Below are 19594 nucleotides of genomic sequence, written 5' to 3'. Positions count from 1 at the left end.
TCTTTCATTACTCGCCTGACTAGCATAACCACTAGCCTCGATAAAATTAGAATTGTTGCTCGATGGAAGCAGGGGCAACCTTGTTTCCATTAGCATCGGCAATTGTAGTTCCATTGAGGAACTCAACTTTGATCTTATCGCCAATGGAGAAAGTGTTAGCATCTGTAGCAACAATGGAAAGTGTTGCTGCATCAGTACCAGTAGCTCCAACCCAATCTACAACCATAGCGTTAGAAGTGTGTTTAACTTCTGTACCATTTACATAAACTTTAATCTTAGCAGTATCTGGGTTAGTTGCGTTAGGGTCAGTCAATTTCTCGCTCATAGAAACGTAAATTGTTTTGTCATCGACAAGAATCAATTCTTCAGCTACTGGCAACACGTTTTCTGTAAGATCTACGAGAGATCCTTGAAGTGCGCTTTGTGCCAAAGTATTTCCATCTTCGTCAACGATGTCCTTAACAGCTGTCAACGCCGACTTTATTTTGACCCACCATCGCCGGTTTAGAACTGACCCACCCGGCGATTTTTTGTTGGTTAGGTGGTAGAGGGGGAGCCGTAGGCTCCAGTCCTCATTTTTTCACGAAGTCGGTAACTATTCCCCCTAATGTTGACGATGTGGGAATGGTGTAAGAGTCGATCCAGAATAGCTGTAGCAAGTATCGGATCGCCCATCAGTTCCCCCCATTCACCGAAACTCTTGTTGCTGGTCAACAGAATACCCCCTCTCTCGTATCTTGCACTTACTACCTGGAAAAAGAGGTTAGCTGCCAAACTGTCAAACGGTAAGTAACCAATTTCGTCAATTATCAGGAGCTTTGGTCGAATATAGATGCGTAGGCGTTTATCCAGCCTGTTTTCCGTGTAAGCTTTTCGCAGATCTTCGATGAGTTGCGAGAGACTGACAAAGTAAACGGATATCCCTTGCGAGATGGCTTCTACCCCCAACGCCACCGCCAGATGACTTTTCCCTACGCCTGGAGGCCCTAAGAACAAGACATTCTCGTGTCGGGTTACAAACGTCATCGTGGCCAGCTCTCGAATCAACCGTTCGTCAATGCTGGGTTGGAAAGCAAAATCGAACTCCTCCAGCGTTTTTCGGTAAGGCAAGTGTGCGAGTTTGGTGCGTACCTCCATATTCCGCTTTTGACGTTCCGCTATCTCGGCATCAAGGAGCGTGTTGAGAAAGGACAGATAAGTGGGCTGTCCATGACTTGCCGCTTCCAAGTGAGCATCCAAGAGGAGAGACGCTTGCTGAAGCCCAAGTTCCTCGAGGCGTAGCCGTGCCTGTTCCAGTTCAATCATGCTCCCACCTCCGTCAACTGTTCATAGACATCCAGTGAACGTACTTCCACTTGCTGCGGTGAAATCTGTCGGGCTTGCGGACGTGGATAGGCATATCCTTGAGCGGTCGAAAGACCTGCATACTGGTTTTCACAAAAAACAGTTGCACGGGATCGATAGACCTTTTGGTGTCGAGCAATACATGTGCCGTCGACCCAGATTTCCACCCACCCATTCACTTCTCGTACGGTACCCTCACGTCCACTGTACCTCCATGGAACCCCATATCGTACACCATCGTAGCTAACAAATCCGTCTCGACTGATCTGTCTTGGTTCATGCAAGTATTTTTCCCACCGTTCAGCTGAAGGGATGGGCGACAGTTTTTCCTCACGAAGTCGGTCAAAAGGACGGTCCCCGGTTGTTCCATGAATGCGGCGGTTAATCCGCTCGCACCAGTGTAGGGCTTGTTGATTGAGATCCTGTAAATCAACGAAGCGTTTGCCAGGAAGAAAGTTGTTTTTTACGTATTGAACGCCTCGTTCCACTTTTCCCTTTGTTTCGGGGCGACGAACTTTGCATACTTTTGGAACAAGCCCAATCGCTGCAGCAAAGTCGGCAAAAAGCGGATGCCAGCGAGGTTTTCGATCATCTCCCATGCCCAGTACGACGGTTTTCATCTGGTCGGTCAGCATTACCTTTGGGATGCCCCCAAAATATTCAAAGGCATGAATCATGCAACGAAGAAAGCTGTGAATGTCACAACGCTTCGTGAACTCGATATAGGTGGAACGAGAGTACCCCAGGACCATGACAAATACCGGCACTTTTCGGACTGTACCGTCCAAATCTACGTAATCACACAGTCCCCAGTCGACCTGGGCGTATTCACCAGGTTTCGTCTCGTAACGAAGAACAGCGGGAACTTGTTTGGGAGGACGGAAATCCTTCACATAGTCTTTCAAGATGGTGCGTCCCCCGGTATACCCCTTTTCTCGTAGAAGATCGAATAAAACTTCGCAGTTATAGATGCCTTCTTGAAGCCGTTCCTGCAGGAACGGTTTGAATGGATCAAGCTTGGAACCACGAGATTTACGGGTTCCTATTTCGGGAAAGAATTCACCCCGGAGATATCGCCGGACTGTATTTCGAGAATGCCCCGTTAGACGGGCAATCTCACGAATACTCTTGCCTTCTGCCCTCATGGTATGTAACGATATCACTATCCCACTCCTTAGCATGTGTCTCCCTCCGAAAATTAACGTGGCGGTTAATACCGAAGGGGATATATTCGCTAAGGGTGGGTCATTTTCTTTCCGGCGAACCTGGGTCAATTATATCCCGGCGGTGACAACAGCAACTGTTCTGTTACCATTAGATGCAATTGTTCCGACCGGCAGAACTGCGACAACTTTATCCTTCGTACCATCAAAGTAGAACGTAGTTCCTTCTGGGAGTTCAACACCATTAATAGTGTACTTAGTTCTATCCAATGCAGCATTTGTTACATTTGCATTAAAGTCGAACTCAATTTCACTATTATTAGCCAATTGAGCAATTGCAACTGTCAGGGTGTCGTCGGTTTGATCTTGCTCAGAAACTGTAAATGTAAGTACAGTCTCTTCCAACTCGTTAGCTGCATTGGATTTATCTTTTACAGCTTGATCTGGCAACGTTATTTCATAAGAACCTGCATTCAGTTTACCTGCAGTTACAAATCTTGCATCATCAAGAGTGATAACAACATATTTATCTTCATCTGCATCAGTTGTATCACCATCGTGGTTGAGATCGTAACCATAGTTTACAGCATCATAAGAACCATCTGTGTCAGCTACAACTACGCTGTCTTTATTGGTGTACTTAAAGCCAAGATCTGTAGCCCCAGCTGCAGTAAGAGCAGATGTACCAGCTACTACCGGTTCGCTAAACTTAACAACCAGATCAGCACCTTCAACATTTACAGAGCTAACTGTAGGAGCAGTTGCGTCAGAAGTAAGTGTAAGGCGTTTTGCAGTTGTATCGGTTGCCATTGCATTCCCGCTAGCATCTTTGAATCCAGCTTTTACAACTACATTTACGGAAGCCCAGCTGCTTGCGATCCAAGAAGAAGCATCAACCAGGTACTCAGTACCATCTTCATCTACTGCATCAGTATCATTGATGTCAATGTAAGTGGTTCCGTTGTACAATGCAGCTCTAGTTGCGGTATCTGCTCCACCTGTTGTTGCTGTCAAATCGACATCAACCAATGGTTCAGAGAATTTAACACGAATTTTTTCACCCTCAGCTGTAAGAGAAGTTACTGTTGGAGGTGTTGTATCATCCGCAACAGTTACAGTTGTGGTGTAATCAAAGTAATTACCCGCCAGGTCTTTAGCTCCAACAATAGAAATTGTGTGTTGACCAGCAGTCAGACCTGGAATGGTGATTTTGGTAGCAGCTTTCAAAGTGTCACTACCATTGTCAAGAGTAACACCATATTGACCTGCAGTTGGTGTAGCACTTGCAGTCAACTCATCATTATCAACAGATACTGTTGCATCTGTAAGTGCGAACGGTGTTGTTCCCCCTGTGTCAGAATAGTTGTCGTACCCCTCTAAAGAACGTATAGTGAGGAAAACGAGGACGAGGTGGGAGACAATGAACCAAGTGAGCAAGGAATTAAAGCAGAGCATTTTGCAACGGATGATGCCGCCCAGCAATGAGCCTGTCAGCCAGATCGCCAGAGAGAGCGGATTATCGGAAACAACGCTATACAAATGGAAAAAGGCGGCCAAAGCACAAGGAAAGATCATGCCTGATGGTACGCAGCCTGCCGAGAGATGGAGCACAAGAGATAAATTTGCCATCGTGGTGGAAACCGCTGCGCTAAGTGAAATCGAACTGTCGGAATACTGTCGCGCTAAAGGGCTATTCGTCGAACAAGTAGAGGCTTGGCGTGATGCCTGCATGCAAGCCAATGGCGGGATAGCCGAGCAAGCGAGCAAGCTCCAAAAGGATCTCCGTACAAAGGAGCAAGAGGTAAAAACCCTAAGCCGTGAGCTGCAGCGCAAAGAAGCGGCGCTCGCGGAAACGGCCGCGCTACTGGTGTTACGAAAAAAGGCCCAAGCGATCTGGGGGGACCAAGGGGACGAATGATCAGTGCCTCAGATCGTCAATTAGCCATATCACTGATTCAAGAAGCGGTCGAAGCCGGAGCAAGAGAGCGGCTCGCCTGTAAAGAGCTTGGACTGACTCAGCGCACCCTGCAACGTTGGCGACAGTATGGTGTGCGTGAAGATGGGCGTCCAAATGCGAAACGGCCTGAGCCCGCCCACAAGCTCAGCGAGGATGAAGAGCAACAGATTCTGGACGTCATTCATCAACCGGAATTTCAGAGTTTGCCTCCGAGTCAAATCGTTCCCGCGCTGGCCGATCAGGGGACGTATATCGCTTCCGAATCGAGCTTTTATCGCGTGATGCATAAACACAAACAGCAGCAGCATCGTGGACGGAGCAAGAAGCGAACCGCCAAGCCGCTGACAAGTCACCGTGCAACCGGGGCTAACCAGGTCTGGATGTGGGATATTACGTGGTTGCCTGGGCCGGTTAAAGGCTTGTTCTTCTACCTCTATCTCGTGCTGGATTTGTATAGTCGCAAAATTGTCGGTTGGGAGATTTGGGAGGAAGAGTCGGCCGAGCATGCCAGTCAATTGATTCGCAGAACCGTGCTAAGTGAGCAGTGTGTCGTTCGCCAGCAACCACTTGTGCTGCACTCGGACAACGGTAGTCCAATGAAAGGGGCAACCTTATTAGAAACGCTGTACAGTTTAGGTATTACCCCTTCTAGAAGCCGTCCGCGAGTTAGCAATGATAACCCCTATGCTGAATCCATCTTCCGGACATGCAAATACCGTCCAGAGTACCCTGAGCAAGGGTTTAAGGATCGCACAGAAGCGCGTGAATGGGTGCTGCGTTTTGTGCGCTGGTACAATCACGAGCATCGCCACAGCGGACTTAACTTTATAACGCCGAACCAGAGACACAACGGTCTGTCTAAGCAAGTATTTGAGAAAAGAAAACGAGTCTACGAAACCGCGAAAGCCTCGAATCCTGGTCGCTGGTCAGGGGCTACACGCGATTGGAGCCTGGATGAAGAAGTTTGGCTCAATCCGGAAAAAGCGACCCTTATTCAAGCTGAGCAAAAAGCTCAAACATAGCTATCTTATTTTCATCAATTCGCGACAACTATCTTGACAAACACCGTTATCCTTAACGTGTTGGTGAGATAGTCCAAGTCACTGAGCTGAATTCCACACAGCTCACTCACACGAACACCGGTGTAGAGAAGCAGCCAAACGATCAAGTGATTGCGTAGGATGACTTTGCTCCTGTCCTGGACAAAGAACATCAGCTGGTTGACCTCTTGTTCTGAAAAGACTTCCACCTCTCCCTCACTGCCAGCAGCCACCTTGATCCTGTCTTTACGCAATGAGACGACTCGCTCTGTTGCCAATTTGCGCTCGATCAAGAACAAATTGAATGCTTGAAGCGAATTGATTTTCTTGTTGATCGTTGCCACAGCGTACTTGTTTTCCATTAGGTGACTCTTGTAGCTGGCAATGTAGAATCGTTTCAAATCGGCAGAATTGTCCACTCCCATTCCGGTCAAGTATTCCGCAAACCCTTTCACGTCTCCCACATAGGATTCAATTGTTTTCGGCGCAATTCCGTTTTCAATCAAGTGATGCTCAAATTTCTCGATGATTTCCAAACGTCTCACCTCCACGAATTGGTTTAGAAACACAAAAAAGCCCTGCAGCCTTTTGATCGGCGCAGGGCGGTTACTCTCTACTTCCAGACGTGAACTTTCGAAAGGCATGCCACATCTCTACCTCATCTTTGCTCCATGCCTGACGGACATCCTCTGGATCGAGGATGCGGTAGTGATCCGTGATGATGTTCTTTTGAAGCTTCCAGCCGTTTCTCCTGTCCAGAGTGTCCCAGAAAAAGCTCCCTCCTTGTGTCTTGGTTGGTAGATTCGGAAAAAGCAAGTGCAACAACTACTCTAATTCTTGATTCAAAGAAATAATATATGCTTGAGTTTTGAGTTGTTACGGTTTGCTGATCTGCCCTGAAACAGAAAAAAGCCAGCTGCCGATTACCGACTGCTGACTGCATTCTTTATATTCTTCAGCGAGTATCACAGATGATTCAATGCAGACTCTTGTTGCGCAGCAAAGGATGTAATTTTAGAATCCTGGTCTTTAGCGTTTTGCAGTGAGAATGTGAAGTGTTTTACAGTGAGTATTTACAACACAAAGATCAGCTGCAGCTGCTGATGACGGTAACAACTCAACCAAAAGATATGAAACGGTATAGTGGACTAGCGGTAACGAAAACGGTACAAATCCAGGCACAGCTCTCGGAAAAGTTAACTAGTTTTGGGATTGATACAGGTTACACAGTGAAAGATGTCATGATTAAAGCCGTGGAGGAGTTTTTGCAGAGATATGGAGGATGAGAGCTTAGATTGGGCTCTCTTTTCTGTACAAGTGAGAAGAACTTAAGAATAATTGGAGAAAATCAGTTAAAAAGAAAAGAGCCCACCTCTTACGAGATTGACTCTTTTAACAACTTTTGGATGGTGATATGCACCAAATCTATTTAAAAGTTGATATTAAAATATTTAAAAAACCAATCGTCATCTCGCTTTCTTTTCGAGAGGTATTTTTCTCTTTGTTCTAATGCGCCACTTTCTAGTACGGATTTTACAAGCTCATCAGTTTTTTCTGGTGAACGAATATATTTCTTGCATTTCTCAATTCTTTCTTCGCTAAAATGGCTGTATGCCATTCTTATTAAATTGAAGTCTTCATTGGAAGCTGTAACCTTATAGGGGAAAGCCTTCCTGAAAATGTGTAAAACCTTCACTTTTGGCTGAACAACGCATCTGTTGTTTATGGCAGGATAAAAGTGCAGAGAATTGCGGCGGAAAACTGCAGAGTTCCACCGCAATTCTGAGGCCATGAAAAAGGCACTTGCCAACATCCCCCTACAAAATCTACCCTTGGATTTGGCTAGAATCTGAGGGAGTGAGAGGAATGTTGAAAGTGCCACAACAACAGTATATCCGATTTTTGCGGGAAGTCGAAGGGTGTTCGATTCAGGAAATTGCGGAACGTGTCCAGGTGAATTGGCGAACCGCCAAGAAATATGCGGATCGCGACGATTGGAATGAACCGGTATGCAAGCGAAAAGGCCGCCATCCGGTGTTGGGACCGTACTTAGAGATTATTGACACATGGCTGGAGGATGATGAGCGTCTTCCACGCAAGCAACGCCATACAGCCGTCCGCATGTTTCAGCGGTTACGGGATGAGTACGGCTTCCCTGGCGGGCAGCGAACGGTATCCGAATATGTCTCCAAACGGAAGAAAGCCATGGCAGCCGAACGAGCCGAACATTTTGAGCGTTTGGAGCATCCAGGCGGGGAAGCCCAGGCTGACTTTGGGACGGTGTACGTGGTCAAGTCGGGAGAACTGGTGGAGCGGAAAGTATTGACCCTGTCGTTTCCGTACAGCAATGCCGCCTTTGTGTTCCCGGTTCCGAAAGAAAACACGGAATGCTTTCTGGAGGCCTTAGGGCGGCTATTTCAGCAAATGGGAGGGGTTCCTCGCAAGATTTGGTTTGACAACTTGTCCGCTGCTGTTGTGTCCATCCAGCAAGGCGGAAAACGAGAGTGTACGGAAGCGTTTCGGCGTTTCTGCGCCCATTACCGCTTTGAGCCCCTGTTTTGCAATCCATACAGCGGCCATGAGAAAGGCCATGTGGAAAACAAAGTGGGGTATGGACGCCGGAACTGGTGTGTTCCGCCACCGGTTATCGATACGCCGGAACAACTGGAGACGTATTTGGCGGAAGCTGCCCGTGCGGATATGCAGCGCCCTCACTATGTGAAAAAGCAAACCATTGCCGAGTTGTGGAAGCAAGAAAAATGCAAGCTGCTGACGCTGCCGACGACACCGCTGGAGATTTTCCGGCTGGAGACGTGCCACCTGAACAAATACGCTGAGCTGTCGTTTGACGCGGCTCTCTTCCCGTTGCCGCAGTGTCGGGCCATGCAGCCGGTTTTGGTGAAAGTCAAGTGGGATGTGCTGGAGGTGTTAACGGCAGACGGGACATACACCCCGATTGTGACATTGCCTCGTCCCTATACGGAGAAAGTCATTCCAGTAGATTGGAAGGCGGTATTGAAGAGATATGAAAAACGCCCGCGGGCGGTGATGTATTCTTCCTTTACCAATATGATGCCTCAGGCGCTCCAAACGTTTTTGACGGTGGAAGACATGAATGCACGAAAAGCACGAATTCGCCTGCTCCATCGATTGCTCGACACCTATACGTTGAAGGAAATCGGGCAAGTACTGGGAGAATTGTCGCATCAGCAAGAGCATCTGGCTGTTGCCTTGGAGCATGCCCTTTACGCGATAAAACACCCTGTTTTCCGCCCGGAACCGTTTTCAGAGTCGCATACACCCCCTGCCCTTCACGGGCAGATACCCATACTGGATGAGTACGACCGGATCCTGGGGGTGAGGGTGGAATGAGAGAAGAGCTGGCAAAGGTGTGCAAAACTTTGCATTTGGCGCATGTGATGGAAACCTATGAACAGGTGCCGTTTGAAGATCGGGAGAGCTTCTTGCTGGGAGTCTTGCGGATGGAGATTCAACGGCGGGAGGAGACAAAGCTGAAGCGACTGATAAAGAAAGCCGCGTTTCCCCAACTGAAGACACTGGAAGATTACGCTTTTGAGGCAGTCACCTTACCGGAAACATGTACAAAGGAGGGATTGATCGACCTACGTTTTTTGGAGCGCAAGGAAAATGTGCTGATGCTGGGAAAAGTGGGCACGGGGAAGACCCATCTGGCAACAGCGCTTGGCGTAGAGGCGTGCCGAAGGGGATATGCCGTTCGATTCTTCCGTGTTCCCGATCTGGTTGCGCTCTTGCAGGAAAAACACGCGAATGGGGCACTGATGCGGTTTCAAAAAGAACTGGCAGACTGTGAGTTGTTGATTTTGGACGAGGTTGGGTTTGTTCCCTTTCACCAAACGGGGGCTGAGCTGTTGTTTCATGTTATCTCGGCCTGCTATGAGAGAAACAGTGTGATTGTGACGTCGAATTTGGAGTTTGGGCAGTGGAATACGGTGTTTGGAGATACGCGATTGACGGCAGCCCTTGTGGATCGCCTCGTCCACCACGCCCATATTCTGGCGTTTACCGGAGAAAGCTACCGACTGCGCCATGCTCTATCCAGCATGAAGTCTTCCTAAATTCTTTTGTATTGATGTTGGCAGTGTTCTGCATAAATTGGCCGCCAAACTCTGCATTTTTGAGTTGCAAAATACAATCTGTAACCAAAAAGCCACAGCTTTATCGAAATTTCTATATCCTCGTGCCCCCAAACAATAAATCCTCTATCAAAACCTCCAATATCCTCAAATACTTCTTTGGAAATTGCAAGACATCCCCCTGGTAAACACGGAGTTTCAGTTGGTTCCATATCATCTTTCAATATGCTTCTACCATTAAAATCTGCTTTAAATTTATTCAAGTTAATAGTATAACCATACCCCACAACATTAGGTTTATCATGTGGTGCGATTCCAGGAACAACTCCATCCGCAATACCATTTACTAAGGGCTGTATTAAATTATCTAGCCAATTATCTTCGAAGAAGAGATGTGCATCGCAAAAAACAAAATAATTACCACTTGCAAAATTCACAGCATAGTTTCTTGCATTTGCGGATCCAAGTCCTTGAGTCCTCACTAGTTTAACAGGAAATGGATAGTCAATTTGTTTCAAAAAGTCACAACAACCATCCTCGGAAGCGTCATCCACAATTATAACCTCATAATGAGCTTCATTTTTTACATTCGTTAAAGAATCTAGAGTATTTTTTACATTCTCTCCTTCATTCTTAACAGGAAAAATAATTGATACCATTAGATCACTCATCTTTACCTCCCTAAAGATTTTACAAGTAGGATTTCACATGACTGATGATTACTTTTTGATCATATCCTCATTGTATAACTAGAAAAATACTCAGACTCTCCACGTAATAATTTCCTCACAACTCCCCGATAGTTAGTCAGAAAACAACCCCTCGATAAAGCAAAATGCTTTATCAGAGGGGTTATTTCATTTCTCATATCATTCGGTTAGAACTTAACATATCCTAGCACTTATTAAGGATTTGTTGGCTCAGTGCTTGGCTCAGTGCTTGGCTCAGTGCTTGGCTCAGTGCTTGGCTCAGTGCTTGGCTCAGTGCTTGGCTCAGTGCTTGGCTCAGTGCTTGGCTCAGTGCTTGGCTCAGTGCTTGGCTCAGTGCTTGGCTCAGTGCTTGGCTCAGTGCTTGGCTCAGTGCTTGGCTCAGTGCTTGGCTCTGTGCTTGGCTCAGTGCTTGGCTCAGTCAACTCAGCAATTTTAGCTTCAGCAGCAGTCAAAGTATCCAGGTTTTTAACTAGAGCTTTTTGACCAGCGGTCAGTGCTGTATAAGCATCACGTGCAGCTTTTACTTTTGCTTCATCTTCAAGAGTCAATTCAGCTACTGCTGGAAGCGCAGCAATTTTGTCATCAACTGCTTTTGCTGCTGCTGCGTCACCGGTTGGATTTTGAACATTTTCAGTAATGTCTTTACCATCTTTATCTTTGAAGGAACCACCCTCAACGATCAGATTAGACGCAGTACCTTCAACAAGAACTACTCCAGTAGCCTTTGCAGTCAGGTTAGTAACATCTCCTTCGATTGTGAGTTTTGCAGCTTTAGTCACCACAACATTACCAATTGCTCCATCCAATGTTACATTGCCAGATGTAGCAACAGTTACAGTACCGACAGTTTCATTGTTAACAAACTGAGTACCGTTTGCATCTTCGATGGATACAGCACCAAGTTCACCATTGTTAACAAATGTGCTGCTTGCAACGTCTTTAATAGTTGTGGTACCAGTTACAGTTGTTCCTGCACCAACTGTGAAGTCAGCGTTAGGTGTATTAACTGTCAAGTTTCCGTCGATTGTACCACCGAGAACTTCCATTTTACCACCCTCAGTCGAGCTGACAGAAACATTACCATCGATGGTATTTCCATTCAGGTCGATATCAACCAGGCGATTAACATTCAGTGTAGTGGCAGTTGTAAGGCTAGCACCCAATCTAATGTCGCGGATAGAATCATCAGCCAAAGCGTCTTTCAGTTCATCAAGGGTATCTACTACAGTAGCTGCTTCACCAAAGTTATACGGCAGTTTTTTCTCACCTGGGTTACCAAGTGTTTCACCATCTGCACTTTCCAGATAGCTAGAGATGTTAATAACAGTAGTTGCAGGATCTGTTACAGAGCCCTCTGGCAACTTAATAGTGATGGAATCAACATATTTATCCATGTCATCGTATCCAGCAATATCACCAAAGATTTGTGTACCTTGTGGCAATGCAGCACCATTCAAGGTGTAGTTGGATGTCTTCAACACGTTTTTGAAGTCACCAGTGATTGCAGCTGCTTTGCTGAACTTAACGAAAACATAATCATTATTTGCATCATCCACAGTAGCTACATTGTCAATGATACCATCGAAGTCAGCAACTGCCCATGTTACACGGAAGTCAGTATCAGCTACTTCTTTTACAACGGTAAAGTCTTTGGTAGCAGAAGCAGCAGTGTTACCTACATCATCGGAGATGGAACGTACAACCAGCGTCCATTCACCAGCTTCCAATTCCTCTTGAGGAGTTACGCGAATGACTTTTTCCTCATCATCCACAAACGATGTTGCAACAACACCTGGAACGGTTTGGCTCTTGTCCTTTTTAATAAATTCCGCTGTAGGAACCGGAACGCCCGCATCATTTCCTTGAGCTTCGGAAGGAGTCAACCCCTCAGTGTTAGCGCCAGCGTTAATTTTCACTGGTTCAGACATTGTTACATCGTAGGATGTACCTTCTTCTGTATCAGGGGTTTTAACAATTGCGCTAATCGTTGGGCTTGTCACGTCAGGTGATGTCATTGCTCCACCAAGTGCCAAGTTAATTTCAGCATTCTTCGTACCATTAGAAGCTGCAGTTACCTTGTCTTTATCCAGGTGGAGACGGTAGCTGTCGTTATAGTAGTTTTTCTTGGTATTTTCGGTATCGTAAACTTGAGTCCAGTCTGTTTGTACTTCAACCAAGAATTTGTACTGACCATCTTCACTGATATCAGTCACATCAATTACTGGGTTTGTAACATCTTCCCAAGCAGATGTTTCTGTATTGTACTTTTGAAGTTTCAAATTAGTCTCGAGGAAAGCAGCAGCTTGATTGATATCCTTATCGAAGGTAACAACGTACTGCTCAGGAGACTGAACTTCAACCGTAGCACCAGGTGCACCATTATCAACTGGTACTACAAAGTCCAATGTTTGTGTGTTCATGAGGTTAGCTTGTTGATCGGTATTCTGAGCCCAGTCACCAATGTTTGCACCTTGGATAGAATGCGTACCAGATTGGAAGTAGATTTGGTTACCATCTTTGTCTTTACCAAGTGTGATGGTTACAACGTGTCTTGTGTCTTCACCAGTTTCTGGTTTGAACTCGCCAACTGTCGCTGTTGCACCATAGAGAGGATTAACTGCAGCGTCACCATATGCCTTATCGCTCAGCACCTTACCGTCAATGATCCAGTTGGCTTCGGTTTCAGAAGTGAGGTTTACAGGTTCAGAGAATGCAACCTTAATTGTTTTCAGACCTTCACGAGTTACACTCAGCATTGCCGGTTTACGCGCATCAGTCAGTTTGAAGCCTTTGGTACTTGGTACAGCGATAGTACCACGAAGATCAGTGAATTCAACCTTCACGTTAGCATTGTCTACCAGAGGGAAATCCCCATCAGCTTCATCCAAAATCAATTGGAGAGCTTTATCATTCCCTGCAACCGGAGCCAAGCCAAGTACAGTAACTTGTTGTCCGCCTGTCAAATCATTTTTCACCGCAGTAGTTACCGTAACCGTTGCTTTTTTAGGGTCAATTTTACCTTTGTTAATACCAGTTGTATAAGTGAAATCTTCTACTTTTACAGCTTTGTTAAAGTAAGCAACCACACGATCAGCTTGGAATGCTTCTGCCTCTGTCATCAGGGCACCTGTTGTTGGATCAACAGACTCAGGGTTTGGAGTCAACAGAATGCTAGTGGTTTCTTTCAGACCAATCAGATTCTTATCCTGTGCTTCTACCACTTGTGCAGTAATTTCTGCTACTTTGTCAGAGGTCAAAGCTTCAGATGTAAACATTGCTGTCGCAACGCCATTTTGTACGGTTACACGTTTTTCAGCAAAGTTACCGAATGTTGCAGAGAAAGCAACCTCAACATCTTGTGCATCAGTCATCAGATTGCCTGCAGCGTCAAGCAGTTTGAATGTAACCAATGTGCTAGAAGCACCATCAGATTTCAATACAGTTGCTTTCGCTTCCAATGATGGGTTATACAGGTCATCTTGAGAAGGTGCAGTGTAGCTTGCAGTGACGTTAGGTTGAACTTCTGCGTTTACTTTCACGCCAGAGATAGTCACTGTGTAGTTTTTGCCAAGTTCAGTACCAGTTACAGAAAGAGTCGCTACCTTCTTGTCATCAGACAGGGTAGCAGATGTTACTGTCAGACCTGGGATAGAGAAATTAGCTGCTGCAACTTCATCAACTGCTTGGTTGAAGTTAACAGTTACAGTTGTGAGGTTATTAGCACTTACGCTTTCAACAACCAAATCACCTACAGGAGTTCCATCGACGAGATCTGGGTCTTGAGCCGGATCGTAAGGCTTAGTTGGATCTCCAACGTTAGCGTAAACATTGTCACCGAAAGTAGCTTTAGTAGCTGGCTTCAAGATAGCGTTGAGATCTTCAGTAGTTTCTGCATTCAATGCTTCTACGAATGGAGCTGCATTTGCATTGGTGTCTACAAATACTGTATCTCCGATTTCGTCAATGATTTCGTTCAACGCGTCGTCAAAGTTGTCGAAGAACGCATCGATGCTGTAGTACTTGTCAACATCTCCACCTACATAGAAACCAGGTTGTGGTTTTGCCATAGCAGCGGAAGCCATGCTAGCTACTACTGCGGTCGAAAGAACAGAAAGGACCAGCTTTTTATTCACGTACTACCCCTCCAGATTGAAAAATAGGAATTTTTTTTATGAGAAACACTCATGATGTATGTACTTTAGGTGAGTGTGTTCCTCCGTACTGTTTAAAACCTTCTTGATTGAATGAGAGCAGAGGGGTAAACCCTCTGCCCCTTATCAATCGTATCAAGTCTCTACTATCTTGTTGATTGGAGATTAGTCTTCGAGTTCAATCGTTACTTCGTACTCTTTAGACTCTTTACCAACAGTTACTGTGATAACAGCGTCAGTTACATCAGCTTTACCCAAGATGCCTTCTACAGTGAATTTACCTTTGTCATCTGCAGTAACAGTTTTGGATTGTTTACCAATTGTAACTTCTACTTCTGCACCTTTAACAGCAGTACCTGTTACGGAGAACTCTTTCATCAGACCGCCCAGTTTGTCAACTCCGGACCATGCCAAGGAGTCAACTTTCAGGTCTGGTGTGATGTCGTCGTCGCCGCCACCGTTACCATCTTCATCATATTTAGCTTGAGCCAAGAAGCCTTCAGTTTCGAGATCTTCTCTCTCAACATCTTTCTTGCTGTTGATGAAGAGTACATAGTCGTAACGGCTAGCAACGTCTTCTGTGCTGAACAGAACGATGTAGTCGCCCTCTTCAACTTTGTCACCTGGTTCGATGTCATAAGCATTGAAGTAAGCAGTGTTGCTGCGAACGATGTAGTCTCTCTCGCCGAGCTTCTTACCATCTTCGTCTTTTGCTACATAAGTGATTTTGTTGCCATCGATTTTGGTTGCGATAGCAGCGCTGATGTCGTAGATCTCAGCATCACTGTAATCATCTTCATCCAGCAATTTCAGAGACTCGATGTCGTCAGCAGCGTCAACTACTTCAACAACTTCGTCAACAACTACTTCATCGCTGCCGTTCAGGCTGAATGCGATAAAGTCACCTGTTTTGATGCCTCTGTCAGTCAATTCGCTAGACTTGTCATCGAGCGTGTATTCAACTTCTTTAACTTCTTTGTCAACAACAGTTACCACTTTCATGGTGTGTTTGCCACCACTGCGGTCGTACTGTACGATTTGACCATATTGCATATCGCTGCTAGCAGATTTACCTTCAATCACGAAGATAGCATCTACTTCCAGATCGTCTTCGTTCAATGTGTAGAGAACGGAAGTGTTTCTTTGGTCAGCGATTTTGCTGAACTTCGCAATACCTGGTTTTTTCAGGGTTTTGCGTTTGCTTCCTTCGATTTCGCTGGTCAGGTCGAAGATTGCAGTATCGCTAGTAACTTCGTATCCTTTACCATTGTGCTTCAGGATATCTTCGTCTTCGTCTGCATTATCCAACCAAGCGTTTCCAGAGGACTTATACAGTTTGGTAGGCAGAACTTTTACTTTTTCAGCTTCGCCTTTCGCATCCAAAGTTACTTCCAACAGAAGTGGGTTTTCTTTGTCTGGTGCGAAGTCTTCCTCTACGTTATCCTCAGGGTATTGTTTACCATCAGTACCTTTGATGTCTTTTGGATCGATAGTGATGTCAACTTTTTTACCACTTTCGGAAACTACTTGGAAGTTGAAGTCTCCACCGCTGTACAGAGCTTGTTTGCTAACAGTTGCTTTAAAGCGACGATCTGTGATGGCATCAGCAGTTTCAATGTGACGAATACGGCCGGATGCATCCAGGTACAGTTTTACTTCTTCGCCATCCAGGTCTTTGATGGTGTCTTGGTTATTCTTAGTGATATCCTCGATATCTTTGTTGCCGTTGTCAGAGTAAGTGGAGTGGTCCAGACGGAAGCGGTACGTTTTGCCGTCGATTACCAGACGGTTGTCAGTAGCGCTCTTCATGGTGATTTTCTCTACTTTACCTTCTACAACGTTACGAGTAGCGAACACGAGCAATTTGTCATCGTCGCCACCAGCATAGTAGACGTTGTATACGTCCATTGGTTGCAGTTCAGACAGTTTGGAAGGTTTGTTGTCCAGGAATACGAGGAAATCTTCACCTTCTTCCAGATCTTCCAGCTCACCGAAAGATTTGTCATCCAGGTTGTAGATTTTTTTCTTGTCTGCATCGATTTTCTCGATCATTTTGGATCCGTATTTTACTTCTTTTACGGATTTGTTCATGGTTTGGTCATCAATTACGTGAATGTAACTGATTTCGTTGTCGTTGTTCAGAACAAGTTTCGCAGAGAAAGCGAAGCCATCGGTATCAGTGATGATGTCTTGCAAAGCCTCAAGCGAATCGTAAGTGTGGAAGTTGTAAGTAACTTTTACATCTTCACTGAATTTGTATGTTTTGCCGGAGCCATCCAGTTCCAATTTCAGCTTCTTGATGTCGCTGTCTTTGGACAGTTTGCTTCCGTCGTTTTTGATGTTGGTGCCGTCCAAATAGAAGTCGCCAAGGCGGTCCATGATTACATCTTCATCTGCGGAACCTTCCATCCATACGATTGTGCTTGGAGCATCATCTTTGATCCAAACTTGTACGTGTTGGCCAGCGAACTCGTTAGGGTTGATGCCGTCAGCAACTTTGTAAGTCATGCTGCTGCCCAGACCAGCTGCTTTACCGGAAAGAGTGATTTCGTTAGCTTTCAGAGTACCCAGACCGATAACTGGTACGTTAGTTACGAATGGCAGATCTTCGCCATCCAGTTTCTCGTCGTTCACCCAGTCCATATCGCGAACGGTTACTTTCAGGTATTTAGTCAGAAGAGTTTCTTTGGAGTATTCGAAACGGATGTCAGTACCGAATTCGATTTGATCCAACAGTTTTACGCGAAGTGCGTTGTCCAGCATTTTGAAAACTTCGCCACGAGTTGCGGCATTGTTTGGAGCTGCGATGTTTTTCGCAATGTTCAGCTCGGAAGCTTTTGCGATGAAGTTGTTTGGCCAGAAGTCGCCTCTAACCGCTGGCTCATAACCCAGAGCGCGAACGATCATAGTAACTGCTTCTGCATAAGTAACTTGGTTTTGCGGTTTGAAGGATTTGTCTGGGAAACCTTTAACGATGTCTTGACCAGACGCTACGTTTACGAAACCGGAGAACCAGTCAGTAGTGCGTACGTCAGTGAAAGTGGATTGGAATTGAGCCAGTTTCGCACCTTGCTCCAGTCCGCGAGCACGAACGATCAGAGTAGCGAACTCAGCACGAGTGATGGTTTTGTCTACGCCGTAATCGCCGTTTCCATAACCAGCAACCAGTCCAAGTGCTTCCAAACGTTTTACCGTTTTTTCCATGTTAGCATCCATTGCTGGAGCTTGAGTTGCTTCTTCAGCGAAAGCCATAGGAGCAACTGTAAGTGCTAGAGCACTAGCCAGTACACTGTTAACAACCTTTTTCATAACCTTGTGTTCTCCTCCTCTAGTATAAACAAATTGTTCTTGGGGAATATTCGTTGTTAATCTATCTTTCTTTTTAAAGCCCGAATCCTGCAAGCGCGTGTCACCTCCTTCCGCAGGACAGCATCGCTTTTTCCGTGTTAAAATTCTCTAGTATATACAGTATTGTGTAAAATGCAACAATCACTAGTGTAACACAGTAGCTAGAATTCGTGAATCTTTTTTACACAATTCCCCGTGTTTCGTGTGACATCCTATTAAACGCCTCAGCTCAGCAAAAGTTGCGCAGCCTTTGAAAAAAAGTTTAAAACTTTTTTGGTGGTCGTATTCACTTGGATTATGTACGAGTGACATCCGCCACAAATCGTATTATAGGGTACGTGCGGCAGTCTGTCACTCCTCAACCTTTTTCCAATTGTGATCAAATTTTTGTAGGGATTCCCTTAGTTGCCCAAAGCTGTCTGGAAGTTGACTACCGCCAGATTGTAAGTACGGATTGCACGTTGGTACTGGTTCTCGCGATCGGACAGCTCTTCTTCTGCCTGAATCACTTCCAGGGTTGTCGCAAGCCCATTTTCAAAGCGCAGATTGGTCAAGCGATAGCTCTCCGCAGCTGCTTCCTGGGCCTTCTTCTGGAACTCGATCGCCTGGTACGCAGCTTTCAGGTTGTAGTAGGCCTGAGCCACTTCCTTGGAGATCTCGCGCTCCTTCTGTTCGATCGCCAGCTTTGCCGTTTCTACATTATTTCGTGCGATACGGCCTTGATAAGTAGCCATGACGGAGTATTTCTCCACAAGCTCCACGTTTAGCTCTGCCAGCTTCAGCTCTTCTTTTACCTGTGTCATCTCCACGCGTTTTTGCAATGCCTCGGCTTCTGCCTGTTGCAGTGTTTGCGTAACCGGAGAAGTTTGTTTGTGGGAGACGATAATGTTCCACTTTTTGTCCAGATCCACGCCAAGGAAATCATTCAAATCCATGCGTTCGATCTCAAGATTGTTTTGCGCTGTCGTCAAGGCAGCCTGTGCACCGGCCAAGCCCATCTCTGCCTGGAGTACATCTGTTTTCGCCTTGGTTCCAACTTCAAAGGCTGCTTTCGCTACCTTCAGTTGGGCCTCGGCACGAGCCAAGCTTTGTTTTTTCAGATTGTAGTCATCTTGAGCATAGAGCAAATCATAGTAGGCTTGTTGTGCGCCCAGTTTGATCTTGCTCTCTGTGGCCTTCAAGTTCAATGCATTGAGCTTGCGGTTCATCTCAATAGTTGCGTTGTTTACGTATTTCGCTTTGGCCGCATCCAGAGTACCGATCATATCATCCGGCATTTGGGCTGGTGTTTTGTATGCCAGCATGGAGTTGAGATCTGCATTTTTTACGTTCAAGCGAGCAGTCTCCAGTTGAGCGTTGCTTTCAAGCGCCTGTTCAATCGCTTTTTCCAGCGTCAGATTCTCCAATCCAACAGTCGCTGCTGGTTTGGTTGTCGTGTTGGTTTGTTCTGCAGTAGTTGTTGCCTTGCTCTCGGCTGTAGCTTCCTTCGCTGCAGCTTTTGGCTCTTCTGCATTGGCAGGTTTAGCCGTATCGGCTGATTGCTCAGCTTGTGTCGATGTCTCAGTCGCTTTGGCTTCGTCTGTGCCCGTATTCGCGTAGGCGGTCAAGGAACCGACGCCGAGTACAGTAGTCAAGACTGCTGCCATACTGATCTTTTGCCATTTTTTCGACGAGTATGGAAAGTTCATCATGTACACTCCTTCTGATCAAAATATTACAGTTTGTCCCACAAACAATATAACACAAGAGAATGTTTCGTACACGAA

13 protein-coding genes are annotated in these 19594 nt (G+C 45.8%); 3 read left to right on the top strand and 10 right to left on the bottom strand.

Annotated elements, in window-relative coordinates:
* Positions 1-46: 46 nt before the first annotated feature.
* The 4 genes from T458_RS54075 to T458_RS54060 form a co-directional block, all read right to left on the bottom strand.
* Positions 47-430 carry a hypothetical protein gene (locus T458_RS54075; protein ID WP_144083917.1) on the bottom strand — a complete coding sequence of 128 codons (384 nt, stop codon included), beginning with the start codon at positions 428-430 and terminating at the stop codon, positions 47-49.
* Positions 431-537: 107 nt separating this feature from the next.
* Entirely contained in the window at positions 538-1305 is a 768-nt protein-coding gene (gene istB, locus T458_RS54070) for an IS21-like element helper ATPase IstB (RefSeq protein WP_023555247.1), read from the bottom strand.
* Complete coding sequence (gene istA / locus T458_RS54065) at positions 1302-2525, bottom strand: IS21 family transposase (protein ID WP_023555246.1); 1224 nt, start codon at positions 2523-2525, stop codon at positions 1302-1304. Before istA (T458_RS54065) ends, istB (T458_RS54070) begins: the two co-directional genes overlap by 4 nt.
* A 93-nt stretch (positions 2526-2618) precedes the next feature.
* Positions 2619-3800, bottom strand: a complete 1182-nt coding sequence (locus T458_RS54060; protein ID WP_144083916.1) for a hypothetical protein — start codon at positions 3798-3800, stop codon at positions 2619-2621.
* Between the two features lie 127 nt (positions 3801-3927).
* On the opposite strand from T458_RS54060, the gene T458_RS54050 reads away from it, so the two are divergent.
* A protein-coding gene (locus T458_RS54050; RefSeq protein WP_252989885.1) for an IS3 family transposase occupies positions 3928-5486 on the top strand; the annotation gives its coding sequence in 2 pieces (ribosomal slippage) (positions 3928-4399 and positions 4399-5486; 1560 coding nt in all).
* A 14-nt stretch (positions 5487-5500) separates the two neighbouring features.
* Here T458_RS54050 and T458_RS0129520 read toward each other — a convergent pair.
* Entirely contained in the window at positions 5501-6148 is a 648-nt protein-coding gene (locus T458_RS0129520; protein ID WP_023555242.1) for a tyrosine-type recombinase/integrase, read from the bottom strand.
* Between the two features lie 785 nt (positions 6149-6933).
* A complete protein-coding gene (locus tag T458_RS54040; protein WP_023555240.1) occupies positions 6934-7317 on the bottom strand; it encodes a hypothetical protein in 384 nt (127 codons plus the stop codon).
* Positions 7318-7370: 53 nt separating this feature from the next.
* Between T458_RS54040 and istA (T458_RS54035) the strand changes: the two genes are divergently transcribed.
* Positions 7371-8876: an IS21 family transposase gene (gene istA, locus T458_RS54035; protein WP_023555239.1), complete on the top strand. Its 1506-nt coding sequence runs from the start codon at positions 7371-7373 to the stop codon at positions 8874-8876.
* A complete protein-coding gene (gene istB / locus T458_RS54030; protein ID WP_023555238.1) occupies positions 8873-9601 on the top strand; it encodes an IS21-like element helper ATPase IstB in 729 nt (242 codons plus the stop codon). The genes istA (T458_RS54035) and istB (T458_RS54030) overlap by 4 nt, the downstream gene beginning before the upstream one ends.
* Here the strand turns inward: istB (T458_RS54030) and T458_RS54025 are convergent.
* From T458_RS54025 to T458_RS54015, 4 genes are all read right to left on the bottom strand, one after another.
* Positions 9598-10290, bottom strand: coding sequence for a glycosyltransferase family 2 protein (locus T458_RS54025; RefSeq protein ID WP_023555237.1), 693 nt, complete (start codon positions 10288-10290; stop codon positions 9598-9600). The two genes, istB (T458_RS54030) and T458_RS54025, sit on opposite strands and share 4 nt — an antisense overlap.
* A 233-nt stretch (positions 10291-10523) precedes the next feature.
* The gene (locus tag T458_RS57485; RefSeq protein ID WP_023555236.1) at positions 10524-14462 is read right to left on the bottom strand and encodes a hypothetical protein; all 3939 of its coding nucleotides are present in this window, start codon (positions 14460-14462) and stop codon (positions 10524-10526) included.
* A 183-nt stretch (positions 14463-14645) separates the two neighbouring features.
* Positions 14646-17882, bottom strand: coding sequence for an S-layer homology domain-containing protein (locus T458_RS54020; protein ID WP_023555235.1), 3237 nt, complete (start codon positions 17880-17882; stop codon positions 14646-14648).
* Positions 17883-18229: 347 nt separating this feature from the next.
* Positions 18230-19519: a TolC family protein gene (locus T458_RS54015; protein WP_252989884.1), complete on the bottom strand. Its 1290-nt coding sequence runs from the start codon at positions 19517-19519 to the stop codon at positions 18230-18232.
* Between the last annotated feature and the right edge of the window lie 75 nt (positions 19520-19594).

Source organism: Brevibacillus panacihumi W25 (genome assembly GCF_000503775.1).
Taxonomy (GTDB): Bacteria; Bacillota; Bacilli; order Brevibacillales; family Brevibacillaceae; genus Brevibacillus; species Brevibacillus panacihumi_A.
Note: the sequence above shows the minus strand (reverse complement) of the source record. Positions and strands in the feature narration are given on the sequence as shown.